Below are 20,237 nucleotides of genomic sequence, written 5' to 3'. Positions count from 1 at the left end.
GATATAAAAACTGCTTCAATTTATACTTTAAAAGCCTATCACATTTGATGGGCTTTTTTTTATCAAAAATTTTAAGTCTAAAAATTTATACTGAATAATAAGCTTGATTCTCAACTTAAAATGAAACCTAATTTCATTGCTATACTAGGCTAAATGGTTAACTTTGCGCCTATTCTTACAAAAGTCAATAATCAGATTAGTTCTTCAAACAGATGAATATGAAAGTAACCAATAAAGCCATCTATATTGCTACGATGGAACCCAATAGTGGTAAGTCTATAATTTCTTTAGGATTGATGCAATTGTTATTAGGGAAAGCAGCTAAAGTTGGATATTTTAGGCCGATTATTGATGATATCAAACCTGGAGAGATTGATAATCATATCAATACCATTATCACTTATTTTAATCTCGATTTAAAATTTGAAGATGCCTACGCTTTTACTCGAAGTGAAGTCATAAAAATGAAAAACGAGGATAAAGAGGATCAAATAATAGGTCGTATTATCGACAAGTTTAAAGCTATAGAAGACCGATATGACTTTGTGTTGGTGGAAGGTACTAGCTTTGATGGTGAAGGTCATATTATGGAATTCGATACCAATATATTAATTGCTAAAAACCTTGGAGTTCCTGCAATTATTTTAGCAAGTGGGGTTGGAAAATCATTAGACGAATTTGTTGGGAATTTACATATGGCTTATGATTCATTTAAGGATAAAGGTGTTGAAGTTTTATCTGTTATAGCAAATAAGGTAGAACCACAAAACCAAGCGCTAATTATTGCGGAATTGGAAAAGGATTTACCTTCTAGTGTTATTGCAAATGCAATTCCACTTAACCCAGTGTTGGCGCATCCTTCAATAAAGGAAATTGTAGAAGTTCTAGATGCTGAAATTCTGTTTGGAGAAGCACATATCAATAATCAAGCAGGTACCTTTAGCGTTGGTGCCATGCAACTTCGAAATTATTTAACTCATATTAAAGAAAACGGATTAGTTATTACACCAGGTGATAGAGCTGATATTATTTTGGGAGCTTTACAAGCACATATTTCAGAGAACTACCCTACTATTTCGGGAATTGTTCTCACTGGAGGATTAAAACCTGAAGATTCAATCAACAAATTGATAGAAGGTCTTTCCGACATCGTTCCTATTATTTCGGCAAAAGAGGGAACGTTCTCTGTAGCGAACCAAATTGGGACTATTAAATCTCAGATTTATGCTGAAAACACTCAGAAAATCTCCGTATCCATAAAAGATTTTGAAAAATACGTTAAGGTAGATGAACTTATAGAGCGACTGATCACTTTTAAAACGAATGGTATTACACCTCGAATGTTTCAGTATAATTTATTAAAAAGAGCAAAATCGAATAAAAAACATATTGTTCTACCTGAAGGATTAGACGAGCGGATTTTAAAAGCTACTAAACAATTAATTGATGTCAATGCAGTGACCATCACTTTGCTAGGGGATAGGAAACAGATTGAAGAAAAAGTGATTGCCTTAGATCTTGGGTTGGATTTAAATAATGTAAACATTATTAATCCTGTGAAGTCCGAGAAATTTAATGAATATGCCGAAACGCTTTTTGAATTAAGAAAACATAAAAATGTAAACCTTGCTATGGCTAAGGATTTAATGGAAGATGTGTCCTATTTCGGGACGATGATGGTTCATAAAGGTGATGCAGACGGTATGGTTTCTGGAGCCGTTCATACCACACAGCACACTATTCTTCCAGCATTACAATTCATAAAAACTAGACCGGAAACATCTATCGTATCGTCCGTATTCTTTATGTGTTTAGAAGATCGTGTTTCGGTATATGGCGATTGTGCCATAAATCCAAATCCAAATTCTGAACAATTGGCAGAAATAGCCATATCATCAGCGGCTACAAGTGTGGCTTTTGGAATAGAACCAAAAATTGCGATGCTATCCTATTCTTCTGGTACTTCAGGTGTTGGTGAAGATGTAGAGCGTGTACGTGAAGCGACAAGAATTATAAAAGAAAAAAGACCCGATTTGAAAGTAGAAGGTCCTATTCAATATGATGCTGCAGTAGATCTTAAAGTGGGACAATCTAAACTACCAAATTCCGAAGTCGCTGGTCAAGCTAACGTATTTATATTTCCTGATTTAAATACTGGGAACAATACGTATAAGGCCGTTCAACGAGAAACAAAAGCATTGGCCATTGGTCCAATTATTCAGGGTTTAAATAAACCGGTTAACGATTTAAGTCGTGGCTGTACCACGGACGACATTTTCAATACAGTAATTGTAACTGTAATTCAGGCTCAAGGCCTTTAATAATTTAAAAGAATGAACATTTTAATCATCAATTCAGGAAGTTCGTCAATAAAGTTTCAACTGATTCAGATGCCTTCCGAAACCATGGTTTGTAGCGGATTGGTAGAACGTGTTGGACATCATGATGCTATTCTTAACTATAAGAAAGAAGGTATAGATTTAAAATATACAGATCATATTGAGTCTCATAAAGAAGGTTTACAAAAAGTGGTCGATCTTTTATTGGATCCTGATAAAGGCGTCATTAAGAACACCGATGAAATTGATGCTGTGGGTCACCGTGTGGTTCATGGAGGAAACGCATTTACTGATACTACTCTAGTTACGGAACAAGTGAAACAACATATTCAAGACTTATGCCCTTTAGCTCCCTTGCATAATCCACATAATCTTGAAGGCATCCTAGTTGCAGAAAAATTATTTTCTTCAGCAAAGCAAGTCGCTGTTTTTGATACAGCCTTTCTTTCAACCTTACCTGAAAAAGCAAAAAAATATGCCATTCCAAATAAACTTTACGAGGAACAGAATATTCAAGTTTATGGTTTTCATGGTACAAGTCATAAATATGTTTCAGAAAAAGCTATTGACTATCTAAAGATTCAGAATTCAAAAATTATTACGATTCATTTGGGTAATGGATGCAGTATGACCGCTGTTCAGAATGGGATAAGTATAGATCATAGTCTAGGATTTACACCGTCTAATGGTCTTATCATGGGAACCAGAAGTGGTGATATTGATCATGGTGTGATTTATTACTTAGCCAATAAATTAGGATATACAATGAATGAGATAAGTCATTTATTAACTAAAGAAAGCGGAATGCTTGGTCTTACTGGCTATAGTGATTTAAGAGATATTCAAACCGAGGCAGAAAGAGGAAATAGAGACTGTATTCTTGCCTTGGAAATGAATGCCTATAGAATTATAAAATACATTGGTGCTTACAGTGCGGCTATGAATGGTTTAGATAGTATTGTATTTACTGCAGGAATTGGGGAAAACTCTGATGTCATTAGAAAATTAGTCTGTGAGGATATGAGCTTTTTTGGTATTGAATTAGACCAAAATAAAAACAGCTTAAGATCTAATGAGCTACGAGAAGTCAGCACCTTAAATTCTAAGGTCAAGGTATTGGTAATTCCGACTAATGAAGAATTAGAAATTGCTAAACAGGCCTTTAATTTAATAAGCTAAATCTAACAATTATGAAACTAAAGGCTTACCGTTATAGTAGATGTAAGCCTTTTTAATTTCATATCTATTTTATTGCGGAAGAGATTTTGGACTTTGCTCTATTAAGTCGCGAGGATCTTTACGAACTCGTAATGGAATGTCTTCTTCATTACCATATAATTTAAGTTCTGTAATATCTGCAGGTAAGTTGAATCCTTTTTCGACAAGAACTTCTTTAACTTGTTTGATCACATTTCCCCTTAGTATACGTGAAGATTTTCTGTAATCTAACGTCTCTACCCAGAAGAACACTTTTAAATTAACAGTACTCGCTGCTAGTTCATTTTCGATAACGAAATTATCGTGTATGTCATCATGAACTATTTCAGGATGATGATCTAAAATATCGTTAATAGCTTTTTTAGCTTCTTCTATATTGTCTTCATATCCAATACCTACTATGAAATCATTTCTATAAAACCCATCGGCGGTATAATTTTCAACAGCTTTGGTGAGCACATCACTGTTTGGAATAAAAATATCACGTCCGTCTGATGTTTTTATATGGGTATATCTAAAATTCAGTGCTTTCACCTTTCCAAATAAATCAGCAACCATTATGGTGTCATTTATATTGAAAGGCCTATTAAATGCAAGAATGATTCCTGCTAAAAAGTTTTTACCGATATCTTGAAAAGCAAAACCTAATACTATGGCTGCACCACCAGCCGCCGTTAAAATTCCCGTAGCCACACCACTTAGTCCAGCCACTTGAAGAGCCAGCAATATGGCAATTAACGTTAATATAATCTTTATGGCCTGAGCTAAAAATTTAGCCATCAAAGGATCTTCAGCTTTTTTTAAAATTCTTTTTTTATAGAAATTAGTGACAAATTTAGCAATGAGTACACCTGCTATAATGACTAGTATACCGAGTGCAATTCTGGGTAATACTTCTAAAAAACTATGATAGTAGTTTTCAAGGGATGAGTTAATGGTTTCGGAAGCTGATGTTTGGATGAATAGCATAGGTGAAAATTATGTTACGGTTTAACTGTGGTCTTTAATCTATATGCTTAAAGAAACAATTAAATTTATTTAAATCTTAACGCTATCCAAATAGATTCTAATTCTTTGGGTAAAATTGAACATAAAAAACGTCCAAAACTTAATGTAGGACGCTCTTTTTGATATTATTTGTTAAATACTAAAAATTATAAATTGGCCAAATCTTGATCTCCTTTAAGTATAATATTGCGCTCCGCAACTAACATACCGTCAACCATCTTAGGGCTTAAAATCCGTGTCGTATCACCTTTTTTAGCCATGCGTTTTCTACATGTTTTAGTGAGTAAAGGGTCGTTTTCAAATAAAAAGGAATCTAAGACGTATTCTTGTTTTGAAGGTGCTTTAATCAGCGGAAATATTTGCTGTAATTGATTATGTCTTCTATCGCCACCAGGCACAAAGGTGTAGAATGTATATCTTCCATCTGCATCTGTTTTAACCCAACTTCTGTGAAACACATAGCGTTCTTCACCAGATTTTCTTAATTCAAAATCCCCATGTTCATTAGGTTGTTCTATGTAGAGAATAATGTCTTTCGCCGGCGTGACGCCATCACTTTGGTAAATTATCCCAGTTAATTTTAATGGGTTCTCTTTTGATTTAAAATCCGGAATCGTGTCTGTAGGACTTATAAGAGCTTCATCACGATCGTAAATTGGACTGTTGTATTTTAAGATGTTTTTTTGAGCAGCCGCAGAATTAATTCCGCTAAATAAGCCAACTAAACATATAAAAGCGATAATATTTTTCATAAGATTAAGGGTTTTGTCATATCAAATTTCAGACTTTGAATCGGTAAACCCCTAAAAATCACTTCAATGCTAAAAAAATCACGATGAACTGTGGAAAGAAACCTAATTTTTCGACGAACGACCTAATTCAAATTGTAAATACCTAGAATTATGTGCGTTATGATAAAAATGTAATGTGTGTTTAGTTAAATGTTTCTAAACCTGTATACATTTTCCCTTGCTCTTGATCCATAAAAAGTGGAAAAATTTGTCTTTGTTAAGGAGCCAAATTGTAAAATGAGCTGCTCGAAAATGTCTTTGTATATTTACGTGTATTTCGTCGAAAAAAAATGCGCTTTATCAAGCAAACACGTCGTTTATCCAAGAAATTTGCATTTCGTAAGTGGTTTTTTTTACAAATAATATTCAAATAAAGTTGCTTTTTTTAATAAATTGTATAGATTTGTTGCACTAAGATTAATTTAAAAGCGTGAATATGAAAACAAAAATTACTTTATTTTGTGCTGTTTTTTTTCTAATGATGTCAATGAGTTTCGCTCAAAAAAAGAAAGACTCTCAAAGCATTATTAGTGGAAAAGTAAGTATTTCAAAATACCACAGCCGTGAAGAGCTCAAAAAGATGCCTAAAGGAGATTTACTTGTCCTATATATAGAGCGTATTGAGGTAATTGTAAATATTCTTCCCAATATTGCTTTTGCAACGAAACCTGGAGTAACTATGGAGTCGTTAGGAATTCCAGATACGAAAGACAATACGAAAGCATTAGAAGAAAATATTAAAGCATCTTCTACCTACTTTGATAGTACGATGGAATTTCAAAGACGAGTATTACCATATTCTGATACTACAGATTTAATTGCGGCGATACTTTTCTACGAATCTACTTTAAAGGCATTACATACTTATGATGATTATAAGAAAGACTAACTAAAATCTTTATCAATAATTTATATATAAAACCTTGACAATTTACTGTTAAGGTTTTTTTATCGAAATGTTGAAAAACCTGACATAAAAAACATTAATAAAAACCGGGTATAATTCTCGATTAGTAGTGGGTTTATGTAGGAAATAGATTAATAATTATATAATATAGTGTATTTCATCGATATTATTTGTGTTTCGTAGTGAAAATGTATATGTTTGATTCATTAGATAAAATGCCCTTTTTACTCAATATAAAGAATATGACTATTATGAAAAAAATTACTTTAACATCATTTTTCTTTCTTTTAACGCTTGGTAGCTGCATGTTTGCTCAACAAGAAAAAGGAATTACAGGCTATAACAACTGGTTAAATCCATGGACGGATTTCAGACCTAATAATCCAAACTATGGAGAACCGACTCAAATCCTTACTGGTGAAATTACAGAGAACACGGTTTTAACAAAGAGGAATATTTATCTTCTTTTGGGTGATGTTTTTGTAACGGATAGTACCACTTTAACTATTGAACCTGGAACTGTCATATTAGGAGATTTCAAAACTAAGGGATCTTTGACAATTAGTAGAGGTTCAAAAATTATCGCAGAAGGCTTGGTAACCGACCCAATTATTTTTACCTCAAGTAAGACTGATAAAAAGCAAGGTGATTGGGGAGGGTTATTTATTCTTGGCGATGCACCTATTAATACTTTCGGGAATGTCTCATCTTTAAATTATGGTTTAAATCCTGCTTTAACTGAAACCATCAGTTATGGAGGTGATGATCCGTTCAGTAATTCAGGTGTGCTTAAGTATGTAAGAGTAGAATATGCAGGAAAACACACGAAAGATTTCGGAAATTTTAGTGGAATTACTCTAGCTGGTGTAGGTTTAAAGACTACAATTAATAACGTTATGGTGAGCTACTGTCAAGGTAACTCATTTAACGTATTAGGTGGTGAGGTTGTTTTATCACAAACCATATCATATAGATCAAGTAAAAATGATTACTACTTCAATTATGGTGCTCAATGTCATATAGATAATTCTTTAGCTGTACGCTCTCCTTACATCTCTAGTCCAGATGGCTCAAGATGTATTTATGTTAGTTCATACGATTTAAAGGAAAATGCAGATACCACTAAGAAAGAAACATTTGTAAATGCTGAAAACTTAACTTTAGTAAATGTAAGTAAAGATATTAAGTCAGATATACAAGTCGGTTTAGTGCAAGAAGCCATCTTTATTGGTCCGGACGTATCATTTTCAATTGATAAAAGTGTCATCTCTGGATTTAAGCCAGCTGTTATTCTTGATGATAATATCGCAATTAATAGTGAGAACTTAGAGAAAATACAATTTCAGCAATCATACTTCAATAATTGTAGTGGTAATATTTTTAGAAAAGGTTATTCAAACAATGATGATTTAGAGAGCTGGTATGGTAGCAGAGCTTTTGATAATGTATATTCAAAAGGGCCTGACTCTGAAACATTCATTGATTCAGAAAACTCTAGATATCCAGATTTTAGACTTCGAATTAATAAAATTATAGCTTCAAACGAAGTGATTGAAGAAGGCAATAATGAATAACCGTTTTCAAACTGCGAAAATAAATTTAAATACTACTTGAAATAAATTTTTCATCTTTAAAATAGCTTATTGATAATAACTTTACACCCCTGACTACCAATGCTTAAACCAACCCGCTTGAACCATTTACTATTTGGAATGTTCTTTCTATCTCTAATTATGATGGAAAGAACAAGTGCGCAGATAGTTATAGGTACACCAAACCTTGGCTTTAGTCAGGCTTGTGCGAGTGAAACGTTTAATACTTATAACACAACATTTGTATTTTCTCCTGAATCAGCTTTAAGCGCGTCTAATCAGTTTACGATTGAAATGTCGGATGCCGATGGAGATTTTTCAGATCCTTCTATAATTTATACATCCAATCCGGGAGAAGTAACTACATCACCAGCAACGCTGACCTTTTCAATACCTAATACAACAGCTGGTGAGAATTATAGAATCCGTATAAAAACGAGTGCTCCTTCAGCAACAAGTTCTAAATCAGTTCCTTTTGCTGCATATTATAAAAGTCAAGATTCACCTTTTACAATAAACAATCTAGTATCTACAGGTGCCTATTGTACAGGAGGAAGTTACTTATTAACGATTGATAATCCAGGAACAGGTACTAACGATTCTCCACTACTCTACCCTAACTTAACTTTTAATTGGTACAAAGAAACCAGTCCAACAACCTCGATATTTATATCGGAAGGCCCAACATTATCAGTTAGTGAAGAAGGAACATATTTTGTTAAGACAAATTATGGTACTTGTACATCAAGTTCATTTTCTAATCGAGTTACCATTAGTGAAGCAGTATCTGGCGAAGCTAATGCCACTATCGCCTCTAGTTTGGGAAATCCATTTTGCCCAGACCAAGGTTCAACAATATTAAGTACAATTGGAGGGAATTCTTATCAGTGGTTTAAGGATGGTAATTTAATTCCAGGAGCTATTAATCAAATGTACCAAACTAATGAGTCAGGAACTTTTTCTGTTCAAGTCGATTTAGGAGAGTGTTCAGCTTCAGGATCTATTGAATTGGTAAGTGAAATATTTGATAGTGAAATTGACGTAGATGACACGATTGAAATGCTTGAAGGCGAATCCTTATTTGTAACAGTTACTACTACTGCTTTAAATCCAATTTTCGAATGGTATTTAAATGGTTCGTTAATAGCTGGCGCAAATGCCGCTTCGTTTGAAGCTACAGATTTTGGAACATATAAAGTGATTATTACAGAGGCTTCAGGATGTATGGCTTCAAGAGAACATGAATTTGAAATCAATGAAGGGCTTGATTTATTTCCTGAAGTGTCACAAATTCCCAATATGATAAGTCCTAATGGAGATGGGATTAATGACACTTGGGTTTTACCATCAGCTTATGTGAGTGGTACAGACACAGAAGTTACCATAATGACTAATCAAGGTAAGATAGTACTTCAAACTCAGGAGTACCTCAATAATTGGCCAGAGAATAATCTAGAATTAACTAGCATAAATCAGGTGTATTATTACATCATTACAACAGCTGATTACGAAACAAGAAAAGGATCAATAACCGTAGTAAGATAATATGAAAGCGCATCTTTTAGTCTTAATATTATTTACCTGTTCATATCAGGCTCTCTATTCTCAGGATACTGATGGTGTGGTTGCTTTAGACTTACCAACAAGAAACTCCTTGACCTTTAATAGTTATACAATAAATCCTACTTTTAGTTTTGTGCGGTCACAATCAAAATTTATTAGTATTTATAATAAACGCGAATGGGTTCAGTTTGAAAATGCACCACTCACCTATTTAGCAAGTTACTCTGGGCGATTTGGTGAAAACATTGGCGCTGGAGTTGGTTTGTTTCAGCAGAACTATGGAGTTTTAACAACATTCGGAGGTATATTAAACTTCGCTTATAATGCAAGGTTAGGACGTGATAGTAACTTAACTTTTGGTCTAAATATTGGCGCTTATAAAAGTGGAGTTAATACTTCAAATGTAGTCACTAATTTTGAAGATCCAGCTTTACAAAATGTTCCTGAAAATTTTTTATTAACCGTTAATCCAGGAATTAACTACGGTACTGAGTTTTTAGACTTCGGTTTGTCAATCAACAATTTAGCTTTATACAACTTTGAATCTTCAGAATTAATACAGGATAATCCTAAGCAAAGCGTCCAAGCACATATAATGTATACTGGTTATATGGATAGCCGAGGTTTTTTTGATGAAAGTAAGTTTTCGGGATTAATCCGTTCCGAATTTCAACAAGATGAAACAATAATTTCAGGAGTAGCAATGTTAACGGTTCCTAAAGGTATTTGGGGACAAGTTGGTTATAATACTCTTTATGGGGCATCTGCTGGTCTTGGCCTTAATATTACAACCCAGATTGCTATAGAATATAATTTTGAAAAAGCATTGGGAGATTTAAGTAATTTCGGGCCGTCACATGAGATTACTTTAGCCTATCGATTCAAAAACAATAACTATTATGATTATAGTCGCGAGGATGAAGTGAGTGGAATTCTTTCAACTAATGGTTACAAAAGACGTCGTGTTAATAAATCTAAAGTAGCAAGTAGCAAATCTTCTAATAAGACGAAAGCTAAGAAAGAGACTGAAACACAAGCGAAGATAATAGCAGAACAAAAAGCTAAGGAAGATGCTGAAGCACAAGCTAAGTTATTAGCAGAACAAAAAGCTCAAGAAGAAGCTGAAGCACGAGCTAAGTTATTAGCAGAACAAAAAGCTCAAGAAGAAGCTGAAGCACAAGCTAAGTTTTTAGCAGAACAAAAAGCTCAAGAAGAAGCTGAAGCACAAGCTAAGTTATTAGCAGAGCAAAAGGCTCAAGAAGAAGCTGAAGCACAAGCTAAGTTATTAGCAGAGCAAAAAGCTCAAGAAGAAGCTGAAGCACGAGCTAAGTTATTAGCAGAACAAAAAGCTAAGGAAGAAGCTGAAGCACGAGCTAAGTTATTAGCAGAACAAAAAGCTAAGGAAGAAGCTGAAGCACAAGCTAAGTTATTAGCAGAGCAAAAAGCTCAAGAAGAAGCTGAAGCACAAGCTAAGTTATTAGCAGAACAAAAAGCTAAGGAAGAAGCTGAAGCACAAGCTAAGGTATTAGCAGAGCAAAAAGCTAAGGAAGAAGCTGAAGCACAAGCTAAGTTATTAGCAGAGCAAAACGCTAAAGAAGAAGCTGAAGCTCAAGAAAAGCAGAACTTTATTAATGCTCCGACTGACGAATTAGCAAAGACTATGCAAGTCCTAGCTCAATCAACAGAAGAATCAAAGACTGTTCAGAATGAGCTTCTGGAACAATTCAATGAAATTGTTGAAATAAAAGACCAAGACCTTAAAGACTTAAAGGAGGAAAATGATTTAAGTGACCAAGGTATTACTGTAAAACCTAAACCATTTAAAAGTGTAACGGCAGAAAATAATACACTAAGAGCAATTAGATCAGACTTAGATAATGTAATTAAAGCTCGAAGTGAAAAGATTAATCAATTAAGTAATATTTATAATAAGCGTGCAGCAGATAATGCTTACAGCAGTACCGATGAAGTTATGCTTTATTATGACAAAGAAATTAAGCGTCTTAAAGCTGAGCAATTAAAAGCTGCTCAATTAAGATCACAATTAGATGCGCAGTTAACGGCAATTCAAGAAGCTACTGAATATGAAAAGAGACGTCGTATTAAACGTGCCGCTTTTGATAATGATGAAGTTCAATATAAACAAGATAGAACCTTCCTGAAAAATGTAAAGTTAACAACGCCATTAAGTTCTACTCCATTAACAGAAGAGGACTTTGATTTTGGTGAAGATCAAGGAAACAATATCCAAATCTTAAAGAATATTAAAAACATTGAGAGTGGATATTATTTAATAATTGCTGTTCATAGTGATATTAAACGAAGAAATGAATTTGTGACGAATGTGGTAGCTTCAGGACAATCTGAAGTCGATTTCTTCCATGATGTAAATACAAGTAAATATTATATATACTACGAGAAATTTGAAGATATAGGGAGTGCGAACAATGCTTTAAAAGCAAAGGGAAATAAACCTTATAATGGAAAAATGTCTATAGTTAAAATTGAAAATTAATAGAGTTAAGCCCCAATTCGTTTCCTTATTCTGCCCCGGATATTGAAATGAAGAACTAAATTAAAGTATCATGAAAAAACCTACTTTTTCAAGAATAGCAGCAATTTTTGTATTGTTTCTTCTTTGCTATCAGTCCTATGGACAAAATTATCAACCCTTTACACCTCGATATAATAGCGATATAAAAGGTGATATTGTTCTTATTGGTAATAATATACTAGGACCAAACAACAATGCTTTTAACGATAATACGAAATATAACCATCAAGTCAATATGACCTATATTGATATAGATAACGATGGCTCTACGTTTAGTTCGTCAAGTGCAGATTTAGAAATTCCAAACCCGAATTGTTATCAAATTGTATATGCTGGATTGTATTGGGGGGCAGTGAATCCTGGGGATGCTCCTATCACCAATGTGAAATTTAAAGGGCCTGTTGGAGATTATAACGATATCCAAGGAACAGTAATTTATGATGCCGGAAATAATTCTGTTGATGGTGGCGATAGTTTCTCTTATGCTTGTTTTGCTGATGTTACATCAATAGTTACGAGTTATGGATCTGGAGTAGACTTAGGTACCTACACCGTAGCAAACGTATCTTCAGCAGAAGGAAGAAGTGCTTCATACAGTCCATATAATGGCACTGGTGAATCTGCAGGTTGGTCATTATTTGTAGTTTATAAAGACCCTACTTTACCAGGAAAATCGATAACAAGTTTTGATGGTTTTAGTTCTATTAGTGTTGCTGGAAACAATCCTAATGTAGATATACCTGTTGATGGGTTTAGAACAGTCCCTGCTCCTGCTCCTGTACGAGCTAATTTTGCTTTCGCAACCTTAGAAGGAGATAGTCCTATTTTAGGGGATCGCTTAAGGTTAAATGGTGTGAGTTTATCGGCTGCCGACCGTCCGGTTTCTAACTTTTTTAATAGCTCAGTGACACAACTTGATGCCACCCCTGTTTTAAATAGAGTACCTAATAGTTCCAATACTTTAGGTTTTGATACTGGTGTTATGCAAGTTCCTAATCCTGGGAACTCAGTTATAGATAATGACGCCACTTCTGGTGTTATTACATTAGAAACAAGTGGGGATACTTATTTTCCATACTTCTTCGCTTTTGCGGTTGAAATTATAGAACCGAATATTGTGCTTACAAAAATTGTTGAAGATGATGCCGGAAATAATATTGGTGATCAATACGTTGATTTAGGGGCATCATTGAATTATGTTATTGGTTTTCAAAATACAGGAAACGATCATGCCACAAATTTGCAAATTAGAGATATACTTCCAGTAAATATAGAATTCAATTACCCAGACGACCTTGTACTACCACCTGGAGTTACCGTTTCAAGTTATAACCCAGATACAAGAGAATTAGTTTTTAATGTCGATAATTCTTTAGTTGAAGAAAATGATCCTGTTTATGAGATTCGTATTGAAGTAAAAGTTGTTGAGTCATGTAATTTACTAGTAGACGCTTGTTCTAACATTATTAGTAACCAAGCCTATGCCTCTTATAATGGATTCTATAATCCTAATTTTGCTATAACAGACGATCCAAGTTTAAGTAGTAATACAGGATGTTTATTATCTCCACAAGCTACTAACTTTTTAGCTGATTTAAACTGTACATTCTCTGAGAGTGTGGTATTATGTGGTGATAGCGTAGAACTTACGGCTGCTAACGGATATGATTCTTATGCGTGGTCAACAAGTCCTACAGGAACACCGGTCATTGGAAATTCGCAATCGGTTACGGTTACTGAAACTGGTACGTATTATTCATTTAATACAGCTGTAGCGCCTTGTCAGTCTATTATTCAAGAATTTGATGTACAGCTATTTGGTGCAAACACAGTAAACCCAGTTATTCCATTTGCAGATGAAGTTGTTACGTGTCCAAACGATGGAAAATTATTACCTAATATATTTTTATGTGGAGCTGAAGATTCAAGACTGATTGAAACAAATATCTCAGACTCCACTTCTCTTATATGGGAAAAGCTTGATGAATCGAGTTGTGCAGCTGTTTCAAACACAGATTGTGCTAATGAAAATGACTCCTGTTCATGGAACCAAGTCGGAACGGGTTCTAATTTCTTAGCTGATACTTCTGGTCAGTACAGAATCACAATCAACTATCCAGGAGGGTGTTTTGTTCAGTTTTATTTTAACGTCTATGAAAATTTATTAAATGCTACAGTAAATTCCTCAGATATCATTTGTGAGACACCGGGAAGTATTATCGTTAATGGAGTTCCATCTGGTTATGAGTATAGTTTAGATGGCACAAACTTTCAAGACAGTAATATATTCACAGTAAACACAGCAGGAACATATTCAGTTTATATCAGACAGGTTGGAATTGACACAAACCCTTGTGTATTTACAGTTCCAGATGTTCAAATTAGGGATAGAGAATTTACCGCGTCGACCATTGTTACACAACCCCTTTGTCACGATGATAAGGGAAGTATTTATTTAGCGGCCAATGATGTTGATCCACAATATTCATTTTCAATTTCTCAATCAGGAACTTTAGTGAATAGTGTCGGTCCTATAATGGATAATAGTTATACTTTTCAGAATTTAAATCCAGGAACTTATACTGTAATTATAACTTCTGAAAACGGATGTACTTTCTCTGAGGACATCACGATTGTTGAGCCTCCGTTACTTACAGCTACGGCAGCTTTAACAAGTCCTTTGAACTGTACTGATGGAGAAATTACCGTATATCCAGAGGGTGGAACTCCTCCTTATTTTTATTTTGTAAATGGTAATTCAGAATTTCAAACTGTCCCAGAAATAATTGTTACTTCTGCTGGTGTCTATGAAATTACCGTTGTAGATTCTAATAATTGTAGTGCTGAAGCTACTGTCACCGTAGAAGCCATTGCTCAACCTGAATTTAATATTAGTTCTACAGATATTGCTTGTGCAGATGCAACTAATTCAGGAAGTATAACTATTAATGTTACTAACCCTAATGGAAATAGTGTTAGTTATAGTATTGATGGTGGTACTACATTTGTAAATTCAAATGTCTTCACTAATCTTATAGAAGGAAGCTATGAAGTGGTGGTTCAATATACTTCAGGTTCAGATGTATGTGAAACGAGTTCACAAACCGTAATAATAAATGCTAATGATCCTATTGTAGGAACAGCAGAACTTACATCTCCTTTAACATGTACAGCAAATGGTACAATTACCGTAACAGATGTTACTGGTGGTGATGCGCCATATACATATAGTATTGATGGTGTAACTTTCCAGTCAAGCCCTGTTTTTAATAATTTAAATCAAGGTACATACACTGTAATAGTAAAGGATGGTAACAATTGTACATCTGCCTCAAATGAAATTACGATTGATCAGTTAAATCCTCCTACAGATGTAATATTTGATAGTTCACCAATAACTTGTCCTACTAATACATCTACCGTAACTATAATTGCTACTACTGGTGGAATAGGAACTTTAGAGTATCAGATTATAGCGCCTGCTTCTTCAGCCACTGCTTATCAAACATCGACATCATTTTCAGGATTAGAACCAGAAACCTATACTTTTCAAGTAAAAGATGAAAACGACTGTACTTATAGTGAAACTTATACTATAGATCCTATCCCAACCCCTACTTTATCTGTAGTTCTAACAGAAGACTTAGATTGTACAACACATCCAGATGCTGTAATAACTGGAACTATTTCTGGTCCGGCTCCTTATACGTATTCGGTGTCAATAAATGGTGCGGCATATTCTAATTTGGGAAGTACAGGTTCAAATTTCAGTTATTCAACACCTAATGCTGGAACTTATCAATTCATGATTACAGATGCTAACGGTTGTACTGCAGAATCATCAATAATTACAGTTAACCCACTGTCCTTACCTGCTTTAGACTTTGTAACGGAAAGTAAACCTATTCAATGTAATGGAGACACAAATGGAGCGATTAACGTATCTATTGATACTTCAGTAGGAACACCTCCTTTTGTAATTAATGTAACTAATGATACCACTGGAACTGATTTTGGTACACAAACTACAGGATTACCAGCAGGAACGTATACGGTAACGGTAACGGATTCTAAGTCATGTACGGCATCAGAAGTAATTACAATTAATCAGCCAGACCCTATAGTTATAGATTACGAAGCGGTTGACATTACTTGTACTACAGGTGGAGTTTCACAAGGTTCAGTAATTATCAATTCTGTAGTAGGTGGTACTGCTCCTTATAATTATTTTGTAACTGGATCAAATGGGTACGCTAATTCAGAATTAAATAATATTGGATCGACATCAGTTAGTTTTGATGTGGTTGATTTTGGATTGTATGAAATAAACGTTGTAGATGCGAATGGATGTTCAGTTTTAGTACAAGATGTTTTAGTAGCTTCTCCTCCAACTGATTTAGATATAGATGTCATTTCTACGGTAGATTGTTCTACAGGTGGTACTGCGGAAGTTAGTATTGGTTCTTCTTTAACAAGTGCAGGTCCATTCTTTTTTAGTATTTATCAAGGTCCAATTTCAGATTATCCAAACCCAGTGGGGTCTTGGATACCAGAAGATGCTCCAGGAAGTCAATCAGCAACTTTTACAGGATTAACTCCAGGTGTGTTATATACTTTTATAGTATATGATCAATCTACAAACTGTAGTTATTATGAGCCTTCAACTGTTCCAATTCCTACTAACTCAACCTTAACAGCTACAGCGGTAAGTGAAAACAATATCACTTGTACAGGAAGTGCTGATGGAAACGTTTCTTTCACTATCAATAGTATTTATACTAGTTCAGTTAGTGTGAATTATGAAATCTTTGATTCATTAACTTTAGAAAGCACAGGAATTACGGGTTCAGGTACAGTTCCGGCAAACGGTTCGTTAGACGTTTCTAATTTAGGTCCGTTATCTTTTGGGAATTATTTTGTGTCAATTACTGAAACTTCTGGCCCTTATTCGGGTTGTGGAATAGTCACTATTCCTTTTAATATTACGGAGTCTGCTTTCGCTTTAGAACTAGAAGTGTCTAATGATAAAAATGCAAACTGTAATGCAAATTCAGGAGTAATTAGTGCAGTAGCTTCAAACGGAACAGCTCCTTATGAATATCAAGTAACAACATCAGCTACTGCTCCTCTTTCAACAGATACGGCTTGGAATTCTTCAAGTACTTTTAATTTAGATGCTGGCAGCTATTATGTTCATGTTATTGATGCTTACGGATGTATAGTTACAAGTCCGGTTCGAGTTTTGGATATGGATGCTTCACCAGTAATTTCGGCAGCAATAAATGATCAATGTACGGTTACTGAAGGAGAGTATGTTATCGATGTAAATTTAGATACAGCAGGTACTCCACCATATAGTGTGAGTGTTAATGGAGGTGCTTTTCAAACTCAAACTTTCCCTTTTAGTGTATCAAATTTATATTCAGGAACGCATACTATCGCAATTCAAGATGTTAATGGATGTGGAAATACAGTATCTATAGACGTATATGCACCTCTTACTATAACACCAGAAATAACCAATTTACCTTCATGTAATAATGATGATGGTGTAATTAACGTTACTGGTTCTGGAGGATCAGGTTCTTATGCTTATAGTATAGCTCCAACATCAGCTTCAATTACTTTAAGTGGAAATGTGTTTTCGGACGTACCTTCAGGTACTTATAACATTACAATTACTGATACTGTGACATCATGTACTGAAGAGGTGTCTGTTACGGTTGCTGAAGCTACTCTTCCAACTTTCACTTTAACACCAAACGAAATAACTTGTTTTGGAGACAATTCAGGATCTTTTGAAATTAATATTGAAAACTATACCGGAGCTTATACTTATGAAGTTTTTGATAGTACAGGAACTTCGGTTACTGGATTAGTCAATGCTAATACTGCTTCTAATCCTGAAACGGTAACAGGAATGTTAGGAGGAACTTATTCAGTAGAAATAACTGAAACAGACGTACCGTTCTGTTCTGCGACATCAAATGTTATAATTGTTTCGCCGTCAGAGGCATTGTCACTAAATATTTCAGAAACATCTAATGTGACTTGTAATGATAATGAAGGTACTATAACAGCTGTTGCGACAGGTGGTTGGGGATCGTTTGAATATGAGCTAACAGGAGATGCTAATGTTGCTTATTCTACAAATGGTTCTTTCGCAGGACTTTCTGCAGGTACTTATATTGTTAATGTGAAAGATGCTGGCGGTTGTATTGTTTCGGAGTCGATTACTTTAGAAACCCCAGAACCAATAAGTGCTACTTTTACACCGAGTACAACAGACTTAGCTTGTTTTGGAGATCAAAATGCAAGTATAACGATCACTAATGTTACAGGCGGTCAAGGTAGTAACTACACATTTACGTTAAACACCGTTTTACCAACACCTAGTTCTTCAGGCCCTCAAACATCTAATGTATTTTCAGATTTAGGTCCTGGGACTTATAATGTAACCATTAAAGATGGTTTTGATTGTGAAGTAACATCAACCGATATTGTTATTGCCGAACCTGCTCCTGTTCAGTCTAACTTAGTAAGAGCAACAACGCAAACATGCTTAATGCAGTCTACCTTAACATTGTCTGCTACTGGCGGAACAGGAACATATACTTATAGTGATAACCCTTCATTTACACCAGTATTAGGAACGTTTACAACTTCGACTACATTTACAGTTTCAGATGGGACTTATTCTTACTATGTAAGAGATGCCAACGGTTGTGTTACAAGTGTGTCAAATGAAATAACGATTGACCCTTTACCAACCTTAGAAGTTACTCTAGAGTCTACAAACCCAACGATTAACTGTGCTGGTGATAATAACGGATCTGTTTTGGCTACAGCAATTGGCGGTCTAGGAAATTATACCTACACGTTACAAGATAGCGCAGGAAATGCTGTTACGGCAGTACAAAACACTCCTGGTTATTTTACAGAGCTTTTAGCTGGAGATTATACAGTTTATGTTGAAAGTGGTGATTGTGTCGCTACGTCTGCTCCTATCAGTATAACAGAGCCAGATGCTCCCGTTGAAGCTACTTTAATAGTAAATAATGTGTCTTGTGCTGGAAGCAATAATGGTTCTATTCAAATTAATGCTACTGGTGGTACAGGAACAATCAAGTATGCGATTTCTCCACAGTTAAATCAATTCTTTGAAACAAATACCTTCGAAAATTTAGCACCTGGAGATTATGATATTATTGTACAAGATGAATTAGGTTGTTATTTAACATTTAATGTAAATATTTCAGAACCAAGTCCTGTTATTTTAAGTATCGTTCCAAATTCATTCTTCCCTGAAGTGTGTCAAGGTGATGTTGATGGAGAATTTAGTATTGCGATTTCTGGAGGAACATTACCATACAGCGTAAGTTTAGATGATTATGATGGTGTTTATACTACAGGTGATGCGACACAAACTGAATTTGATTTCACCAATTTAATGGGTGGTGATCATATAGTATATGTTAGAGATGCGGAAGGATGTGAGTCTGAATGGAATATTACATTCCCAGAGTCGGTAAATATTTTACCGGAAGTTATAATTGAAGCTACCTGTGAAAATAATGTTCAAGGTAATATGGTCACAGTAACTGTAGATGCTTCAATTGAAGACCTTACTCAACTAGACTACTCATTAAATGGTGGAGCCTATCAAGCAAGTAACATTTTTACAAATGTACCTGAAGGAACAAATCACTATATAGAAGTAAGACATACAAATGGTTGTATTCAATCTACAGAGTTCTTTGATATAGAAATGAATGATCCTATAGCGCTTAATCTAACAGAAGGTGAACTTAATGAGTTTATTGCTAATGCCTCTGGAGGATCGGGTGATTATGAATATACAATGAATGGAGAGGACTATGGAAATCAAAATTCATTTATAATCACTGAGTCAGGGTTATATACAGTTATTGTAACAGATAGCAGTGGTTGTACTGCAACAGCTCAAATAGAATTAGAGTTTATAGATGTTTGTATTCCTAATTGGTTTACGCCTAACGGTGATGGTGAATACGATACGTGGGCACCAGGTTGTACCGAAAACTATCCAAACCTAACATTCGATATTTTTGATCGCTATGGTCGTAAAATTGCCACATATCGTGTAGGTGAAGTTTGGGATGGAAGATATAAAGGTAAAGAGTTACCTACTGGAGATTATTGGTTCGTGGTAAAAACTAATGATTCTACTTATGATAAAGAATTTGTCGGACATTTTACATTATACAGATAAAAGCATAGCACTTA

General features: G+C 34.7%; 9 protein-coding genes. 7 read left to right on the top strand and 2 right to left on the bottom strand.

The window, feature by feature from the left end; genetic code table 11:
- The first annotated feature begins 218 nt into the window (after nucleotides 1-218).
- On the top strand, nucleotides 219-2,321 hold the full coding sequence (pta, locus tag DFQ11_RS06260; RefSeq protein ID WP_110475520.1) for a phosphate acetyltransferase: 2,103 nt from the start codon (nucleotides 219-221) through the stop codon (nucleotides 2,319-2,321).
- Between the two features lie 12 nt (nucleotides 2,322-2,333).
- Nucleotides 2,334-3,518 carry an acetate/propionate family kinase gene (locus tag DFQ11_RS06255; protein ID WP_110475014.1) on the top strand — a complete coding sequence of 395 codons (1,185 nt, stop codon included), beginning with the start codon at nucleotides 2,334-2,336 and terminating at the stop codon, nucleotides 3,516-3,518.
- Between the two features lie 69 nt (nucleotides 3,519-3,587).
- Here DFQ11_RS06255 and DFQ11_RS06250 read toward each other — a convergent pair whose 3' ends face one another.
- A complete protein-coding gene (locus DFQ11_RS06250) occupies nucleotides 3,588-4,526 on the bottom strand; it encodes a mechanosensitive ion channel family protein (RefSeq protein ID WP_110475013.1) in 939 nt (312 codons plus the stop codon).
- A 185-nt stretch (nucleotides 4,527-4,711) separates the two neighbouring features.
- A complete protein-coding gene (locus DFQ11_RS06245; RefSeq protein WP_110475012.1) occupies nucleotides 4,712-5,317 on the bottom strand; it encodes a peptidase associated/transthyretin-like domain-containing protein in 606 nt (201 codons plus the stop codon).
- 475 nt (nucleotides 5,318-5,792) lie between these two features.
- Between DFQ11_RS06245 and DFQ11_RS06240 the strand changes: the two genes are divergently transcribed.
- The 5 genes from DFQ11_RS06240 (at nucleotide 5,793) to DFQ11_RS06220 (ending at nucleotide 20,223) form a co-directional block, all read left to right on the top strand.
- Nucleotides 5,793-6,245 carry a hypothetical protein gene (locus DFQ11_RS06240; RefSeq protein WP_110475011.1) on the top strand — a complete coding sequence of 151 codons (453 nt, stop codon included), beginning with the start codon at nucleotides 5,793-5,795 and terminating at the stop codon, nucleotides 6,243-6,245.
- Between the two features lie 269 nt (nucleotides 6,246-6,514).
- The gene (locus DFQ11_RS06235) at nucleotides 6,515-7,837 is read left to right on the top strand and encodes a hypothetical protein (protein ID WP_110475519.1); all 1,323 of its coding nucleotides are present in this window, start codon (nucleotides 6,515-6,517) and stop codon (nucleotides 7,835-7,837) included.
- Nucleotides 7,838-7,954: 117 nt separating this feature from the next.
- Complete coding sequence (locus tag DFQ11_RS06230) at nucleotides 7,955-9,400, top strand: T9SS type B sorting domain-containing protein (protein ID WP_229791261.1); 1,446 nt, start codon at nucleotides 7,955-7,957, stop codon at nucleotides 9,398-9,400.
- Nucleotide 9,401: 1 nt separating this feature from the next.
- Nucleotides 9,402-11,933 (top strand): PorP/SprF family type IX secretion system membrane protein, encoded by a 2,532-nt coding sequence (locus DFQ11_RS06225; protein ID WP_110475009.1) that lies wholly within the window; start codon nucleotides 9,402-9,404, stop codon nucleotides 11,931-11,933.
- 70 nt (nucleotides 11,934-12,003) lie between these two features.
- Nucleotides 12,004-20,223 carry a T9SS type B sorting domain-containing protein gene (locus DFQ11_RS06220; protein WP_110475008.1) on the top strand — a complete coding sequence of 2,740 codons (8,220 nt, stop codon included), beginning with the start codon at nucleotides 12,004-12,006 and terminating at the stop codon, nucleotides 20,221-20,223.
- The last annotated feature ends 14 nt before the right edge of the window (nucleotides 20,224-20,237 follow it).

It is taken from the genome of Winogradskyella epiphytica, from assembly GCF_003217215.1.
GTDB classification, from domain to species: Bacteria; Bacteroidota; Bacteroidia; order Flavobacteriales; family Flavobacteriaceae; genus Winogradskyella; species Winogradskyella epiphytica.
This window is presented reverse-complemented; position numbering and strand designations above follow the sequence as displayed.

Excerpts from the sequence above, each read along its gene's own strand:
- DFQ11_RS06240 (WP_110475011.1), top strand. The coding sequence starts at position 5,793 with ATGAAAACAAAAATTACTTTATTTTGTGCTGTTTTTTTTCTAATGATG.
- DFQ11_RS06220 (WP_110475008.1), top strand. The coding sequence starts at position 12,004 with ATGAAAAAACCTACTTTTTCAAGAATAGCAGCAATTTTTGTATTGTTT.
- DFQ11_RS06250 (WP_110475013.1), bottom strand. The coding sequence starts at position 4,526 with ATGCTATTCATCCAAACATCAGCTTCCGAAACCATTAACTCATCCCTT.
- DFQ11_RS06255 (WP_110475014.1), top strand. The coding sequence starts at position 2,334 with ATGAACATTTTAATCATCAATTCAGGAAGTTCGTCAATAAAGTTTCAA.
- DFQ11_RS06245 (WP_110475012.1), bottom strand. The coding sequence starts at position 5,317 with ATGAAAAATATTATCGCTTTTATATGTTTAGTTGGCTTATTTAGCGGA.
- pta (WP_110475520.1), top strand. The coding sequence starts at position 219 with ATGAAAGTAACCAATAAAGCCATCTATATTGCTACGATGGAACCCAAT.
- DFQ11_RS06235 (WP_110475519.1), top strand. The coding sequence starts at position 6,515 with ATGAAAAAAATTACTTTAACATCATTTTTCTTTCTTTTAACGCTTGGT.
- DFQ11_RS06225 (WP_110475009.1), top strand. The coding sequence starts at position 9,402 with ATGAAAGCGCATCTTTTAGTCTTAATATTATTTACCTGTTCATATCAG.